Source organism: Saccharospirillum salsuginis (assembly GCF_014651855.1).
Taxonomy (GTDB): Bacteria; Pseudomonadota; Gammaproteobacteria; order Pseudomonadales; family Natronospirillaceae; genus Saccharospirillum; species Saccharospirillum salsuginis.
Genome location: NZ_BMXR01000001.1, coordinates 309925 through 324582 on the forward strand (window position 1 = coordinate 309925; position 14658 = coordinate 324582).

Consider the following 14658-nt stretch of genomic DNA (forward strand, 5'->3'; position numbering starts at 1 on the left):
GATGAATCAATACGACAGGGTGACGACGATGTCGTCGCTGTACACACCTGGGATGGCGGTTGGCTGGCTCGGCATCCAGCCGTGAACGACGTGTTCACTGTTCGTGCCTTCCCCGCTGATGACCCGGGTATCTCCGGTTCCATCCCCGAATACGAACAGGAATTCCGAGTCGATATACAGGTTGTAGGCCAGTTCATGGTCGCCGAATGTCATCTGTCGCTGAGTGTAACCGCCCTGCCCCGATGTTGCGCTCAGGGTGTAACTGACTGGTTCCGGGCAGGTTACCGTCAGCGTGCCGACCGTGTCGGTGGGCGCTTCATCCAGAGGATTGACCGATCCGAAGGCGATCGGCGTGGCGCTGAGCGTACAGGCCAGCGACAGCGGCGCGCCCAGCCCCGCAAACAGGCTCAGGAGTATTCTTACCGAGAACGACATGACAGAGTCCCCACATTCGCCGGGTAGGCATCTACCCCGCTCAAATCAACACGAAATTCGCACACTTGCCCATCCCCCGTGCGAGCCTGTCCCTGAAGCGCCTGCGCCGGACCGACGTCGACATAAAACAACCCTTCGTGACCGAGCGTCAGCGACTCATCCATGCCCTCGACCCGAACCACCGTGCCGGCCGGCAGCGGTTCCTGTTCGGCATTGACCAGAGTCGCCTGAACGGTGCGCTCGAACCGGACCGGGAATCGGGCCGTTAAAACCTGGCGATTCCCCGGCACCAATTGACGGCCGGGTTCGTCCAGGGAGGCCGAGGGCGGCAGGTCCTCGCTGGCCAGCCGCAGTCGATTACGGCTGTAGGGTTTCAGGCCCGGCACCACGATCCGGCCATCGGGGCCCGTTGTGCCCGCCAGTCGATTGTTCTTGTAGACCCGGATGTCCGGAACGCCCGCGTCGACGACCGTATAGCTGCCGGCCGGGTTGCGACTGAGATGCGGGCCGGTTTCATTGAACACCAAGGCGCCGCTTAATTCGGCGAAACCGCTGACCTCCCGCTCCTGCCGTCGACCGACCACGCGCAGCGATGCCAGTCGGCCGTCCAGAGTCAGTTCGGCGTCCTGTTCGGGCACTTCGTTGCGAACACCGGCGTGCAGACGGTAACCATAGCCACCGTCATTCGGCGCATTGTACTGATAGGTCACACCCCGATCGGCCAATTGGTCGCCCGAGGCGGTCGCGGACAAGGTCTTGCCTTTACCCAATGACAAGGTGAACGCCAGACTGTACCGACGTTCCGGTTCCGGGCGAATCTGATCCTGGACATTGAATCGCAACGAGCCCTTGCCCGCCATTGTCAGACCCAGCGTTGCGGAGTGATACAGTTGATCGTCCCGGTCACGGTAGTCGCGCCGGAACCGACCCAGCGACAGCGATACCCCCTTGCGCACCGACCAGCCCAGGGTCACGCGCTGGTCGAGTTCGGGTTCGCGATTCGGGTTGCCGATTCCAAGCTGTATAAAGCCTTCATCGGTTCGCTGCTCCTGAATCCGAAACGACAGTGACGAGGTACGGCGGCTGTACCCCCACAACCAGGTGGTGCCGACCGATCCGCTCTGTTCCACGCTGGCCGCGCCGCCCAGATCGAGCATGCCCAGCGGGCCCAGCCCGAGGTAACCGGACAGGCCGTTGACCCAGCCTTCGGGCAGCAGTTCTGCGCGCCCGCCGACGGTCAACCGATTGGTCAGTCCGTACCGACCGCTCAATAGAGCGAACGGGTCTTCATCGTATTGAATCCGGCCATCCACGGTCCCGATGCGGCGGTGCCCGTAGGACAGAGACCAGTCCCTCAAGCCTTCGGCCAGCAGCGACGGATCGGAGTAAAACGAAAAACGCTGGGTGACCGGTACCCCGTCGCTCTCTTTGACCTGGCTGAGAATCTCGCTGACGCCACTGGCGGCCGGCAGACCGGTCAGTCTGAACGGACCGGGCGGGATATCCTGGCGGGTCACCAGGTTGCGGTTGATCCAGACTTCCAGCATGGCGGGCGTCAGCACGCTGCCCCGCAGGCTGGGGCGCGGCCGCGTCACCCAGGACGGCGCCAATTGGGTATTGGTGCCGATGCGGACGCCTCCGTATGACACGGTCTGACCGAGCACCTGGCTCGAGGTCAGGGTGTCGCCGACCACCAGAGAGAGCAGCGAACGGGGCCGATCCAATACACACCGACTGCCTAGCCGGCCGAGGATCTCCGTGCGCGAACGATACAGATGCTGGCTCTCGCAATAGGCGGTGCCGACGCTGACGGCGCCATCGAGATACGCCGTGCGCCATCGGGTCGCATCCGCGTCGACCCCTTCGGTCAGCCGGTAATCGAACACGGCCGAGTAGCCGGACTGAGGCACGAGCGGGTCCGCCCGTTGACGCTCGATCACATAGGTATTGAAACGACCCGGCTGCACCCAGAGCGTTAAACGGGGACGGCTCAGATCTAGCCAGAAAAATCCGTCCGACAGAGCATCGAGCGCATAGAGCCCGTCGAATTCCGAATCGACCGCGGCGCGGTCCAGGTTCAGCGCCTCGATCGTCTCTACCGGCAGGAAATAGCGCCCCTGGCGACGCACCAGAGTCAGGGGTTGGGTGGGGGCCTGGTCGTTGAGCACGACCGGTACCGACCAGTCACGCCGATCCGCGTTGCCGGTGGGGATCAGATCGTCGGCCTGGAAGCTGACATCCCCCTCGCGTTCATTCACCCGCATCAGAGGTTCCTCCAGTGCGGACAAGGGGATGACACGGCTCTGACCGGATTCGAGCACGGGGTATTCGCCTTCATTGGGCAACGCCCAGCCAAATTCCGCCAGTTGCGCCAACGGCAACGCCCGTTCGCCGGAGCCCAGCGTCACCCACTGAACCCGGATGGGACGGGGCCGGTCACCGGTGTCCTCCGACATCGGCGGTGGATTCTCGGCCAGCACTGCCAGCGACAGACACACCGATACCACCGCCATCCAACACGGCCACCGCCCGACCACGGCCTACCGGCCCTCCAGGGGCTGAAACCGGACCCGGCCTCCTGTCTTGAACTGCAAAGACAAGTCGCGATGCGCCTCGGCATCGGTCAGTGCCAATGGCCAGGTGATGGATGAACCGGGCAGGATGTACAGCAACCCCTGTTCGATAGCGATTCGTCGATCCGACCCCACTTCCAGTACCGGATCGGTAAGCCGGGCGAAACGCGTACCCGCATTCCGGACGACCAACTGCCAGCCGTCCAGACTGTGTCGCACCCGCCAGTTGAGCTCGGTTTTCGGGGATTCGGCCTGGAAAAACAGCGGCGTGTCCAGCTTCAACAGCGTGCGCACGCCCGGTTGAATAGCTTCGGCCGTTTCAGGTACCTGAATAAACTGGACCCGATAAGCCTGCTCCCGACCGGACCGTTCGGTCTCGAGCGTCACCCGCACACGCTCCGATTGACCCGGCTCGAGGGTGACCAGAGGCGGGGTGACCTGCAGATCGGTCGTATCGGATAACAGCCGGATACCGTCGGATTGACGCCAGGCCTGGAGCCGGACCTGCATCGTCACGGCCCGGTCTCCGCGATTCACCAGATCATAGACGGCGGTATTTTCCCCCACCGGCCGCTCCTGCAAAACCGGGGTGACCTCTATACTCGCCGCCCGGGCCAAACCCGCCAACAGCATCAGTATGACCGTTAATCCTTCAATGAATCGACGCATCAGTACACCAGCGTAACGGTGACGGTATCGGTCAACAAACCGGGAGAATCGGGAGCCTGGTCCAGGCGACCGTGCAAAGTCAGGCGGCGAGCCGTGTCGTCACTCACCAAAGGCGCCGGGACGGTATCCCAAGCCTCCTCACCGGGTGAGGCCTCTCCCCGAACCAGTTGTAATCGATAGCCCAGGGAACGGCCCCCTTCTCCGCTCAAGCGTCTGTGTTCGGATTCCGCAGCCGGCTGCATGCCAGGTCCGAGCCGGATGTCGCCATAGGTACCCCGGGTGCAATGAACCGATAGCGTCGCGCTGGCATTGAGCGCCTGACTCTCGGCGGATGACAGCGACAAGAAACGCAGATCCTCCGATTGCACCCGGCAGGAGGATTGTATGTGTGCACCCACCTGGAAACTGGTGGTGGCTGTGGTTTCCGCCTGGCCGACAATAGAGGAAAAACCCGCCAGCAGACCGATCACAGTGCTCGCGACGTATCGCATCGGGATGCTCCGTCAGCATGTAGAGCACAGTGTAGAACGTTATCGACCGGCGTCTGATACACCGTTCACAGGCTGGCGGAGTGCAATGTAAATCCAGGGTCAACCGATGCAGACCCGAATCCCGGTCACAGCTCGGTCCGATACCGGGCCAGCATCTCTTCCTGAGTCTCGGGTGTGTCGTCAAGTTGAATCTGATCCTTGAGCATCTGCCCCATCGTCGGCAGTTCGGACCGCTCGATCCGTGCTTCCGTTGACCAGAGCCTGGACCGCATGAACGCCTTGGCGCAATGGAGAAAGACTTCCTCAATGTCGATCAGAATACCGCTGATCGGTTTGTTGCGAATGCCCGGATACAGAGCCAACAAGTCGGGATCGACGGTCAGGCTGGCGCGACCGTTGACGCGCAGGGTTTCATCGACGCCGGGCACCATGAAGCAGGTACCGATGCGACCGGTTTCAATGATATTAACCAGGTTATCGAGCCGCTTGTTGCCTTTGACGTCCGGAATCAAGAGTTGGCGGTCGTTGAGGATGGAGACGAAACCGGGGTCGCCGCCACGCGGCGAGACATCGATATGGCCGGCCGCGTCGTAAGTCGAGACCACAACGAACGGCGACAAGCCGATGTATCGTTTCGAATGACCCTCCAGGTGCGACAGCTGTTTACGCACCGCCTTCTCCTTGGGGGTGCCATAGAGTTCGCGCAACTGGTCGACGCTTTCGATCTTCATGGTGAGTCTCCTTAGTTAATCCCATTGGGCAACACGGCTTGGTAAGCACCGTCGGTCAGCATCGCGGCCTGCGGGTCCACATTGAACTGGGCTGCGGAAAGCGGGTGGACCGTGGGCATCAGCGTTTGAAGCGCACGGCGGTGCCACTGACGCTGACCATCATCATGGCGCCCTGGGAGCCGACGACTTCATAGTCGATGTCGATGCCGACCACGCCATCGGCGCCCAGTGCCCGTGCCTTTTCCTCAATCTCCTGAAAAGCGATCTCGCGCGCATGGCCCATTTCCCGCTCGTAAGCCGCGGAACGTCCGCCAACGATGTCGCGAATGGCACCGAACACATCCTTGAAGATGTTGGCACCGAGAATGGCCTCGCCGACAACGATATCGAGGTATTCTTCAATTTCCTTGCCCTGAACGACGGCAGTGGTGGTTTTCAGCATGGTCTGGCTCCTTTTTGATTAGGGAGGTCGGAGATGCCCGAAATCAGGCACACCGAGCCTTTAAGCTACCAGTTTCGCAAACCATGTGAAGGGCCAAAGGTCAGGGTTGGGTCTTTATTCACACCTCGGTTGGGGCTTGTGCCCAATCCTCCTTGCCATAGTCCCGAATCACTGAAGCCACGCGCAACCGGTAACCCCTGAATAACCCATAACGTCCTTCATACTGGGCGGACCGGTGCCGCATTTGTTCTCGCCAGGCTTGAACCGCCGTTTCATCCTTCCAAGTGGACAGGGACAGCAACTTATCCGGGTCGGCCAGGCTCTGGAACCGCTCCACCGACAGGAATCCATCGATGGATTCAAGAAACTGGACAAGTTCTTCGGCGATGGTCATGTAACGGTCACGAGCTTGCGCATCGAGCACCACTTCGAAAATCACGACAATCATTGGGGTTGCCCTCCCCGCTTCAGGTAGGTGGCCGAAACAGGCCTGAGAAAGGTGCGCTGTTCCTGCTGGATAAACGGGTGGCTTTGGGCAAACTCAAAGTTCCGCCGCCCGGCCTCGTCCGCTTTCAACCGGCTCCGGTACTTTTCGTAGTCCGCCAGGCTATCGAAACTGATCAAACCATAGGCCACATCGTTAGTCCCTTCGTGCGGCATGAAATAACCGATCAGATCGCCGCCGCATTCCGGGATGATGGAGCCCCAATTCTCTGCGTAGCGTTCAAACTCGCCGGCGCGGTGCGGGTCGATTTTGTATTGGATGAAGCAGGTGATTTTCATTATCGTGTCTCCTTGGTTGTTCACCACCAGTATCCCGATCTGACCGGCCGTTGCTTCGATCGTCATCGAAGTAAGGAGAAACGCTTATGGAACCTGATATCTCTGACCTCGCACGCTTAATCGGCGATCCTGCCCGATCCCGAATGCTGATTGCCCTGATGAGCGGTAAGGCTTTGACGGCCACCGAATTGTCGCTTGAAGCCGACATTACACCTCAAACGGCCAGCAGCCACTTGAGTAAGTTGGTCACTCAAGATCTGTTGGTGATGCGCAAGCAGGGACGGCATCGATACTTTCAGTTGAACGGTTACCCGGTCGCTGAGTTAATTGAAACTTTGCTGAGCGTAACGGCGTCTCAACCGAACCTTACGAAAACCGGGCCGTCGGACCCCGATCTCAGACAAGCACGGGTTTGTTACGATCATCTCGGAGGAGCCTTGGGGGTCGGCATCTACGATAGCCTGGTTGCCAGAGGGGTATTGGAGGATAGACACGCAATCACTCGTCTGACCGATGATGGAGAGCGCTATTTCATCCGACTGGGGGTCGACTTCGATGCCATGTCGCGTAGCCGACGCCCCCTGTGTAAGTCCTGTCTGGATTGGAGTGAACGACGTACTCACCTGGCCGGTGGACTCGGGCAATGGATTTTGAATGACCTTTTGATGCGGGGCTGGGGGCAGAGGGCACCGAATTCCAGAGTCGTACACATCACAGCGCCTGGAAGAAAGGCCCTGGTCGAACGGTACGGCATCGAAGCGTCCCTCGCGTCGGCTTAACAGCCCATCATCGCTAAAGCTCAGAGAAGGAGACAATCGCTTCCTTCTCCATTAATGCGCCACAGCCTTGGAAAAAACGTTCATCACCACGACTCCCGCGATGATCAGAGCCATGCCCAGCAGTGCCGGCCAGTCCAGCCTTTGTCCGAAGAAAATCCAGGCCGCGAGGGTGATCAGGACGATGCCGGCACCGGCCCAGACCGCGTAGGCTATACCCACGGGGATGACCTTCAGCGTGATGGACAGGCAATAGAAGGCGGTGGCGAAGCCGACGATCACCAGGAGGGTGGGAATCGGTTTGGTGAAGCCTTCGCTGGCTTTCAGCGATGAGGTTCCGATGACTTCGGCCACGATGGCCAGCGCCAGGATCAACCAGTGTTTCATGTACAGCCCTCCGGTGTGATTGGGCTGCGGAGGGTACCTGTTTCGGGGCTTTGTGTCAGGGACCGGGATGGATTGGTGGGAGTGGTCCGCGTCGGCTACCGGCAATACCCCTGTGGGGTCGGCGTAAATCCGTCCCTGGAGCCTAGACCGCAGGATATGAATCCCATCCGTGGGATTCACCCTTCGGGCTCGCTGCGCTCATGCTAAAACGCTCCCGGCGTTTTAGTCCCTGCTGCGGACTCCCCCACAGGGGTATTGCCGGCATCCGCCGCTTGTCTTCGCGGCAAACGCCGAAATTCGAGATTAGAAAAAGCCCATCGGGTTGACGTCGTAGCTGACCAGCATGTTCTTGGTCTGCTGATAGTGGTCCAACATCATCTTGTGGTTTTCGCGACCAATGCCGGACTTTTTGTAACCGCCGAAGGCGGCGTGGGCCGGGTAGTGGTGGTAGCAGTTGGTCCAGACCCGTCCGGCTTCGATGCCACGGCCCATCCGGTAAGCGCGGTTCATGTCGCGCGTCCACAACCCGGCGCCGAGACCGAAGATGGTGTCGTTGGCTACGGCCAGGGCTTCGGCTTCGTCCTTGAAGGTGGTGACGGAGATCACCGGGCCGAAAATTTCTTCCTGGAAGACCCGCATCTTGTTGTGGCCCTTCATCAGGGTCGGCTGGATGTAGAAACCGGAGTCGTAGGTGCCGTTCGCGGTTTCCTTGTCGCCGCCGAGCAGGAATTCAGCGCCTTCCTCGCGACCGATGGCGAAGTACCCCATGATTTTGTCGAACTGTTCCTTAGACGCCTGGGCACCCACCATCACTTCGGTGTCCAGCGGATTGCCGCGCTTGATCTGTTTGGAGCGCTCGATCACCTTTTCCATGAAGGGCTCGTACATGCTCTCCTGCACCAGCAACCGGGACGGACAGGTGCACACCTCGCCCTGGTTGAAGTAGGCCAGCACGACACCTTCGATGCACTTGCTGAGGTAGCTGTCCTCGAAGTTCATCACATCTTCGAAATAAATGTTCGGTGACTTGCCACCGAGCTCGACCGTAGAGGGAATGATGTTTTCCGCCGCGCACTTGAGAATGTGCGACCCCACCGGTGTGGACCCGGTAAAGGCGATTTTGGCGATGCGCTGGCTGGTCGCCAGGGCCTGACCGGCTTCGGAGCCGAATCCGTTAACGATGTTGACCACGCCCGGCGGCAGCAAGTCCTCGACCACTTCGATGAACTTGAGGATCGACCAGGGCGTTTGCTCGGCCGGTTTCAGTACGGTGCAGTTGCCCGCCGCCAACGCCGGGGCGAGTTTCCAGGCCGCCATCAGCAGCGGGAAGTTCCAGGGAATGATCTGGCCGACCACACCGAGTGGCTCATGAAAATGGTAGGCGACGGTGTGTTCGTCGATTTCGCCGAGGGAGCCTTCCTGGGCGCGAATCGCACCGGCGAAGTAACGGAAGTGGTCGACGGCCAGCGGCACGTCCGCCGCCAGGGTCTCGCGCACGGCCTTGCCGTTGTCCCAGGTTTCGGCGACGGCGATCATTTCCAGGTTCTGTTCCAGCCGGTCGGCGATTTTCAGCAAGAGGTTGGATCTCTCGGTAACCGAGGTCCGCCCCCAATCCGTCTTGGCCTTGTGCGCCGCGTCCAGCGCGAGTTCGATGTCTTCCGCTGTGGAGCGGGGAATCTGGCAAAACGCCTCGCCCATGACCGGGGTGGCGTTGTCGAAGTACTGGCCTTTGACCGGGGCGACCCACTCGCCGCCGATGTAGTTTTCATAGCGGGGTTTGACGTTGACAATGGAACCGTCCTGACCAGGATGTGCATAGATCATTGCGAATACCTCATTCGGTTTTGTTGTTGTAGGGCGAAAGTTGTATCGCAACCGCCGTGCCATTTCGGTGGTTTGGCGTACAATCCCGGTAGCGGTACTATTCGAGTGAGAACAACAACAATACGACCGGGCCAATCAATAGGGCTTGAACCCGAGTCGTTGTCGCAGGGTGCAACAGGTGTTGCAAAATGCCACACCCGGGAGACGAATCGATGCCTTCACAACATCATGCTCAGACCCATCCGATCCACTTGGCGCGCCAGCATTTTTTCGAACGCGGTGCGGTGCAGGACGGTCTCATTTCTCCGTTGATCGAGCGATCCTGGCAACGTTGTTACGATGATGGTTTGCTGCCGGAAGCGTGCGGTCGGGACGCGCGCTTGAGCCAGGTCGAGTTTCGCGACGTCCGCGATCGGTCCTCGGCATTACTTGAGTCGGCCCGCCCGCAACTGGACAGTCTGTACGCGCAAATCCAGAACACCCACTGCGCGGTTTTGATGGCTGACAACCAAGGCACCATACTCCATGGTGTCGGCGATGCGGATTTCGTGCCGCAGGCGCGTCGGGTGGAGCTGATGCCCGGCGGCGTCTGGAGTGAGACGGCTCGTGGCACCAACGCCATCGGCACCGCCGCGCGCGAGGCCAAGCCGGTCGTGGTGCACGCCGGCGAACACTACCTCGACCAGAACGGGTTTCTCACTTGCGCGGCCGTGCCTATTTTCGACCCCAAAGGTCGGGTGCTGGGTGTGCTCGATATTTCCAGCGACGCCCATCATCCTCAGCATCACACCCTGGCGCTGGTGAACCTCGCGGTCTCGATGATCGAAAACCAACTGCTGGAGCACGAATGCCAAAACGCTCACCTGTTGTTCTTCCACCCGGATGCGCATCTGCTGGGTGGCTTGTACGAGGGCATCGTGGCCTATGACGACGACGGACGCATTCTGGGGTGTAACCGTTGGGCACGACATCACCTGGACATTCAACCGGGTCACGATGCCGACCATCAACTGACCGATTTTTTCGACACGTCCGACCGCGATCCGGCCCGATTCCGGGAACTGCGCAGCGTCGCCGGGGATACTTTTCACGCCCGGCATCGTGAACAAGCGCGGCCTTCGCAAACCGTCCCTGCCAAGCCAACCCGATCTCCATCAACAAGCGCCCTCGCCGACCTCAGTCTAGGCGACCCGATGGTCGACAAATGCATTCAGCAGGCAGGCCGGGTGCTCGGGCGCGATGTGCCCATTCTGTTGCAGGGTGAAACCGGCGTCGGCAAGGAAGTCTGGGCCCAGGCGTTGCACCGGTCGAGCCCCAAAAGCGGCGCTCCCTTCGTTGTCGTCAATTGCGCCGCCATTCCGGAAACCCTGATCGAAGCCGAACTGTTCGGTTATCGCGGCGGCGCCTTCACCGGCGCCGACAAAAAAGGCGCCCCGGGGCGACTGCTCGAAGCCCACGGCGGCACCCTCTTTCTCGATGAAATCGGCGACATGCCGCTGGCCCTGCAAACCCGGCTGCTGCGGGTCCTGCAGGAACGACAGGTCGTCCCCGTCGGTGGCGGACCGGCCCGTAAGGTCGACTTCGACCTGATCAGCGCCACCAACAGCGACCTCGACAGCGCCGTCCGGAACGGTGCCTTTCGACGGGACCTTTACTACCGCATCAACGGCTTGCGACTGAACCTGCCGCCGCTGAGGGAACGCCTGGATTTCAACGCCCTGGTCAACAAGATCCTGGAAGAGGAAGCGGCGACGGGCCTGACCGACGCCGTGAAACACCTGTTCAGCCAACACCCCTGGCCCGGCAACCTGCGCCAACTGCGCAGCGTCATCCACACCGCCGCGCTACTGGCCGAACCCGGCGAACCGATCGACCTGGAACACCTGCCGGCGGGGTTTGTCGAGGAGAGTCATCAGAACGACGATGGCCAGGGATCGCTCGCCGAAGCGGAAGCCGATGCGATTCGACAGGCGCTGGCCGGTCAGAACGGCAACATGTCCGCCGCCGCGCGGCAGCTGGGGATTGATCGGTCGACGTTGTATCGGAAATTGAAGCAGATGAATGGGAAGGAACCCCATACGTAGGGTGGGCAATGCCCACCATCGATAGAAACCTTAGGCCAATGCGCATTAGGTAAAATGAAATTCAAGACGAGGAAGTGGGTGTATTGGTTAAAAAATGGTGGGCGATGCCCACCCTACACGTCCTTCTTTGAGGTTTCTTTCGGATCTGGATTCAACGGCGGTTCCACCTCATCGCTCATCACCGACGGATCGTGTTTCTTGTCCCCACGAACCTCCGACTCCAACTGCCACTGAAGATCCCGGACATAGCGCTTCACCTGGCCAACCGTGCGGCCCACCGAACGCGCCACCACCGGCAAACGCTCCGGCCCGACCACCACCAGCGCCAGCACTGCCAGTACCATCAACTCCGCAAAGCCGATATCAAACATAACGCCTCTCCTCTTATCGAGGACGCATCAGGACACCGAATCGGTCGACTTCACATCCGCCTTAACCGTCGACGCCTCGGCTTTTTCCAGCGACTCGGGCTCCTCATTCATCGCATGCTTGAACCCCTTGATCGCACCGCCGACTTCACCGCCCAGACCTTTTAACCGCTTGGTTCCAAACACCACCAGAACGATCGCCAGAACGATGACCAATTGCCAGATTGAAATGCCGCCTAAACCCATGTTGTTTGCCTCTTGTTTGGTGCGTTGTTTTTGTTGTTGCGATTGTGAAGCGCCGGGCCTACCCACCATCAAATAGCCAGATAGGTATGCCGCATCTCCTCATCGTTGAGGACATCCTCAGCCAGGCCATCGAACACCACCTGCCCCATGTCCAAGATAACCGCCCGGTCCGCCAACTTCAAAGCCGCAATCGCATTTTGTTCCACAATCACCGTTGTAATGCCGTGCGACTTGATCTCTTTCAGCGTCGCCTCGATCTCATGCACAATCACCGGCGCCAGCCCCTCGTAGGGCTCATCCAGCAACAACAGCTTAATATCCCGCGCCAGGGCCCGGCCAATCGCCAGCATCTGCTGCTCGCCGCCGGACAAGGTCACCCCTTCCTGCATCCGCCGTTCCTGCAAACGCGGAAAGAGCTGATAAATCCGCTCGATCGTCCAGCCATGTCCGGGCGCGATCTGCGCCAGCTTCAGGTTTTCCTCCACCGTCAGACCCGGGATGATCCGCCGGTCCTCCGGCACCAGCGCAAGGCCATTGCGCGCTGCCTCGAACGCCTTCATCGTATGCAGCGGTTGATGGTCCAGCCAAATCTCCCCGTGGCTGACCGAAGGCGAATCCACCCGGGCCAGCGCCCGCAATGTGGACGTTTTACCGGCGCCGTTTCGGCCCAGTAACGCCAGAATCTCACCTTCGTGAATATCCAGACTGATGCCCTGGACGATATAGCTTTCGCCGTAGTAGGCGTGCAGATCCCAAACCGAGAAATAGGCGGGCGCGGAAGACGCATGGTTGGCACTCATCGACGCCGGTTTCCGGGAGGGTTCGTTCATCGATTCCTCCACCGGCTGTTTCGTTGGCTCTTTCATAACGACGGACTCATTCATTCGTTCAACCCTCTGATTCCACAGTGCCCAGATAGGCTTCCTGCACCTTGGGATGCCCCTTGATGTTCTGCGGATCGTCCTCGACGATCACATGCCCCTGCGACAGCACGCTGATGCGATCGGCCAGGCTGAACACCACGTGCATGTCATGTTCGATCACCACAAACGTAATGTTGTGCGCCTCGCTGATGGTGCGCAGCAACTCGATGGTATTATTGGTGTCGGCCCGGGACATGCCCGCCGTCGGTTCATCCAGCAACAACAGTTTAGGCGATTGCACCAGGCACATGGCCATTTCGAGGCGTCGCTTGTTGCCCCGCGACATGGACGAAGCCAGCAGGTGACGCTGGTCGATCAGGCCGACGTCCTCGAGTATCCGCTCGGACTGGTAGCGAATGTCCGCTTCCTTACCCAGATACTTGAACGGCGACAGCTTGAAAGCCCCGTCCCGACTGGCCAGCGCCGGTATCATCAGGTTTTCCAGTATCGTCAGATCGGAAAACACTTCCGGCGTCTGAAACACCCGGCTGACCCCGAGTTGGTTGATCTCATAGGGTTTCAGACCGATCAGGCTGCGACCGCCAAAGGTGACGGTGCCGCTGTCGGGGATCAGCTTACCGACAAGGCAGTTCAGCAAGGTCGACTTGCCGGCTCCGTTCGGGCCGATGATGGCGTGAATGGTGTTCTCACGAACCGAGAGGTTGACGTCGTCGAGCGCCGCCAGGCCGCCGAATCGTTTGTTCACACCCTGAACTTCCAGAATACTCATCAGTGTGTCTCCCCGGGTTCAAGCGATTTGGAAGAGCCTGGCTCCGAATGCTGCAGTCGTTTCACACTCCGCACGGTCCAGCGCGATACACGCTGCGCGCCTTCGACCAGACCTCCGGGCAGGAAGATCACCACCAGCATGAAGATCAGACCCAGCGACAAGTGCCAGCCCTTGCCGACAAAGGGACTGATCAAAGTGACCAGAATGTCGCCCAGCCAATCCGGCAGGAAGGTGAACCAGGCCTCGATCACGTTGTCGTTGATGCGGCTGAAGATGTTCTCGAAATATTTGATGATGGCCGCGCCCAGCACCGGCCCCAGCAGCGAGCCGGCACCACCCATGATGGTCATCAGAACCACCTCGCCCGAGGCTGTCCACTGCATGCGTTCGGCACCGGCCAGCGGGTCCATGCTCGCCATCAAACCGCCGGCGAGACCGGCGTACATGCCGGAAATGACGAAGGCGGCCAGCGTATAGGGTTTGGTGTTGATCCCGGTGTAGTTCAGACGCGTCTGATTGCTTTTCACCGCGCGCAGCATCATGCCGAAGGACGACCGGAAGATGCGCAGTGAGATAAAGAACGCGGCAATCAGAATCAGTGCGCAGATATAGAAACCGACGTTGAACTGCAGTTCCATCCCGAGGAAGGGCACCTGGGCGGTATCGTTCATTTCCAGACCGAACAGTTGCGGCGACGGCAGCACCCCTTCTGTGGAGGCGCCGTCCAGAACGCGCGGGTCGTCCAGCGCCAGTTGCAACCCGGTTTCGCCGTTGGTAATGGGTGTGAGTACGGAGTAAGCCAGGTTGAAGGACATTTGCGCGAAGGCCAGCGTCAGGATCGAGAAGTAGATGCCGGACCGCTTCAGCGAGACATAGCCGATGACCAGGGCGAACAGACCGGAAATCAACACCGACAGAAGGATCGCCGGAACAATGTTGACGCTCAGCAATTTGAACATCCAGACGGCGGAGTAGCTGCCCACACCGAGGAAGGCGGCGTGACCGAACGAGAGATAGCCGGTCAACCCGAACAGGATGTTAAAGCCGATGGCGAATATGCCGAAGATGGCGAACCGCTGCATCAGGTCCGGGTACCCGGCCCCGAGCGGTGCCAGCAACAGGGGGGCGGCGAGGACAACCAGGGAAAATACGATGACCAGCATCGTGTCTTTATTGTTGAGTAACTTCGCTAACAT

The 14658-nt window shown here is 60.0% G+C and carries 17 protein-coding genes; 2 read left to right on the top strand and 15 right to left on the bottom strand.

Translation table 11 applies throughout. The annotated features are described in order from the left end of the window. Window positions 1–6: 6 nt before the first annotated feature. From IE111_RS01305 to IE111_RS01340, 8 genes are all read right to left on the bottom strand, one after another. Window positions 7–435 carry a Csu type fimbrial protein gene (locus tag IE111_RS01305; protein ID WP_189606685.1) on the bottom strand — a complete coding sequence of 143 codons (429 nt, stop codon included), beginning with the start codon at window positions 433–435 and terminating at the stop codon, window positions 7–9. Beyond that, window positions 420–2948, bottom strand: coding sequence for a fimbria/pilus outer membrane usher protein (locus IE111_RS01310; protein WP_189606686.1), 2529 nt, complete (start codon window positions 2946–2948; stop codon window positions 420–422). The genes IE111_RS01305 and IE111_RS01310 overlap by 16 nt, the downstream gene beginning before the upstream one ends. Window positions 2949–2975: 27 nt before the next feature. After that, entirely contained in the window at window positions 2976–3677 is a 702-nt protein-coding gene (locus IE111_RS01315; protein WP_189606687.1) for a fimbrial biogenesis chaperone, read from the bottom strand. After that, a complete protein-coding gene (locus IE111_RS01320; protein WP_189606688.1) occupies window positions 3677–4168 on the bottom strand; it encodes a spore coat protein U domain-containing protein in 492 nt (163 codons plus the stop codon). The genes IE111_RS01315 and IE111_RS01320 overlap by 1 nt, the downstream gene beginning before the upstream one ends. A 125-nt stretch (window positions 4169–4293) precedes the next feature. Then, window positions 4294–4899 carry a pyridoxamine 5'-phosphate oxidase family protein gene (locus IE111_RS01325; RefSeq protein ID WP_189606689.1) on the bottom strand — a complete coding sequence of 202 codons (606 nt, stop codon included), beginning with the start codon at window positions 4897–4899 and terminating at the stop codon, window positions 4294–4296. Window positions 4900–5017: 118 nt separating this feature from the next. Next, window positions 5018–5341, bottom strand: coding sequence for a heavy metal-binding domain-containing protein (locus IE111_RS01330; protein WP_189606690.1), 324 nt, complete (start codon window positions 5339–5341; stop codon window positions 5018–5020). A gap of 118 nt (window positions 5342–5459) precedes the next feature. Continuing rightward, on the bottom strand, window positions 5460–5789 hold the full coding sequence (locus IE111_RS01335) for an antibiotic biosynthesis monooxygenase family protein (protein ID WP_189606691.1): 330 nt from the start codon (window positions 5787–5789) through the stop codon (window positions 5460–5462). Beyond that, on the bottom strand, window positions 5786–6190 hold the full coding sequence (locus IE111_RS01340) for an NIPSNAP family protein (protein ID WP_229805090.1): 405 nt from the start codon (window positions 6188–6190) through the stop codon (window positions 5786–5788). The genes IE111_RS01335 and IE111_RS01340 overlap by 4 nt, the downstream gene beginning before the upstream one ends. A 20-nt stretch (window positions 6191–6210) precedes the next feature. Between IE111_RS01340 and IE111_RS01345 the strand changes: the two genes are divergently transcribed. After that, window positions 6211–6903, top strand: a complete 693-nt coding sequence (locus IE111_RS01345) for an ArsR/SmtB family transcription factor (protein WP_189606692.1) — start codon at window positions 6211–6213, stop codon at window positions 6901–6903. A gap of 51 nt (window positions 6904–6954) precedes the next feature. Here the strand turns inward: IE111_RS01345 and IE111_RS01350 are convergent, their stop codons facing one another. After that, window positions 6955–7287, bottom strand: a complete 333-nt coding sequence (locus tag IE111_RS01350; protein ID WP_189606693.1) for a DMT family transporter — start codon at window positions 7285–7287, stop codon at window positions 6955–6957. A gap of 303 nt (window positions 7288–7590) precedes the next feature. After that, a complete protein-coding gene (exaC, locus tag IE111_RS01355) occupies window positions 7591–9111 on the bottom strand; it encodes an acetaldehyde dehydrogenase ExaC (protein ID WP_189606694.1) in 1521 nt (506 codons plus the stop codon). Between the two features lie 212 nt (window positions 9112–9323). Between exaC and IE111_RS01360 the strand changes: the two genes are divergently transcribed. Continuing rightward, the gene (locus IE111_RS01360) at window positions 9324–11195 is read left to right on the top strand and encodes a sigma-54-dependent Fis family transcriptional regulator (RefSeq protein WP_189606695.1); all 1872 of its coding nucleotides are present in this window, start codon (window positions 9324–9326) and stop codon (window positions 11193–11195) included. Window positions 11196–11308: 113 nt separating this feature from the next. Here the strand turns inward: IE111_RS01360 and tatB are convergent, their stop codons facing one another. The 5 genes from tatB to IE111_RS01385 form a co-directional block, all read right to left on the bottom strand. Continuing rightward, window positions 11309–11566, bottom strand: coding sequence for a Sec-independent protein translocase protein TatB (gene tatB, locus IE111_RS01365; RefSeq protein WP_189606696.1), 258 nt, complete (start codon window positions 11564–11566; stop codon window positions 11309–11311). 27 nt (window positions 11567–11593) lie between these two features. Beyond that, window positions 11594–11809 carry a twin-arginine translocase TatA/TatE family subunit gene (gene tatA, locus IE111_RS01370; RefSeq protein ID WP_189606697.1) on the bottom strand — a complete coding sequence of 72 codons (216 nt, stop codon included), beginning with the start codon at window positions 11807–11809 and terminating at the stop codon, window positions 11594–11596. 68 nt (window positions 11810–11877) lie between these two features. Further along, window positions 11878–12639 carry an ABC transporter ATP-binding protein gene (locus IE111_RS01375; RefSeq protein ID WP_189606698.1) on the bottom strand — a complete coding sequence of 254 codons (762 nt, stop codon included), beginning with the start codon at window positions 12637–12639 and terminating at the stop codon, window positions 11878–11880. A 58-nt stretch (window positions 12640–12697) separates the two neighbouring features. Continuing rightward, a complete protein-coding gene (locus IE111_RS01380) occupies window positions 12698–13462 on the bottom strand; it encodes an ABC transporter ATP-binding protein (RefSeq protein ID WP_189606699.1) in 765 nt (254 codons plus the stop codon). Continuing rightward, window positions 13462–14658, bottom strand: a complete 1197-nt coding sequence (locus tag IE111_RS01385; protein ID WP_189606700.1) for a branched-chain amino acid ABC transporter permease — start codon at window positions 14656–14658, stop codon at window positions 13462–13464. Before IE111_RS01385 ends, IE111_RS01380 begins: the two co-directional genes overlap by 1 nt.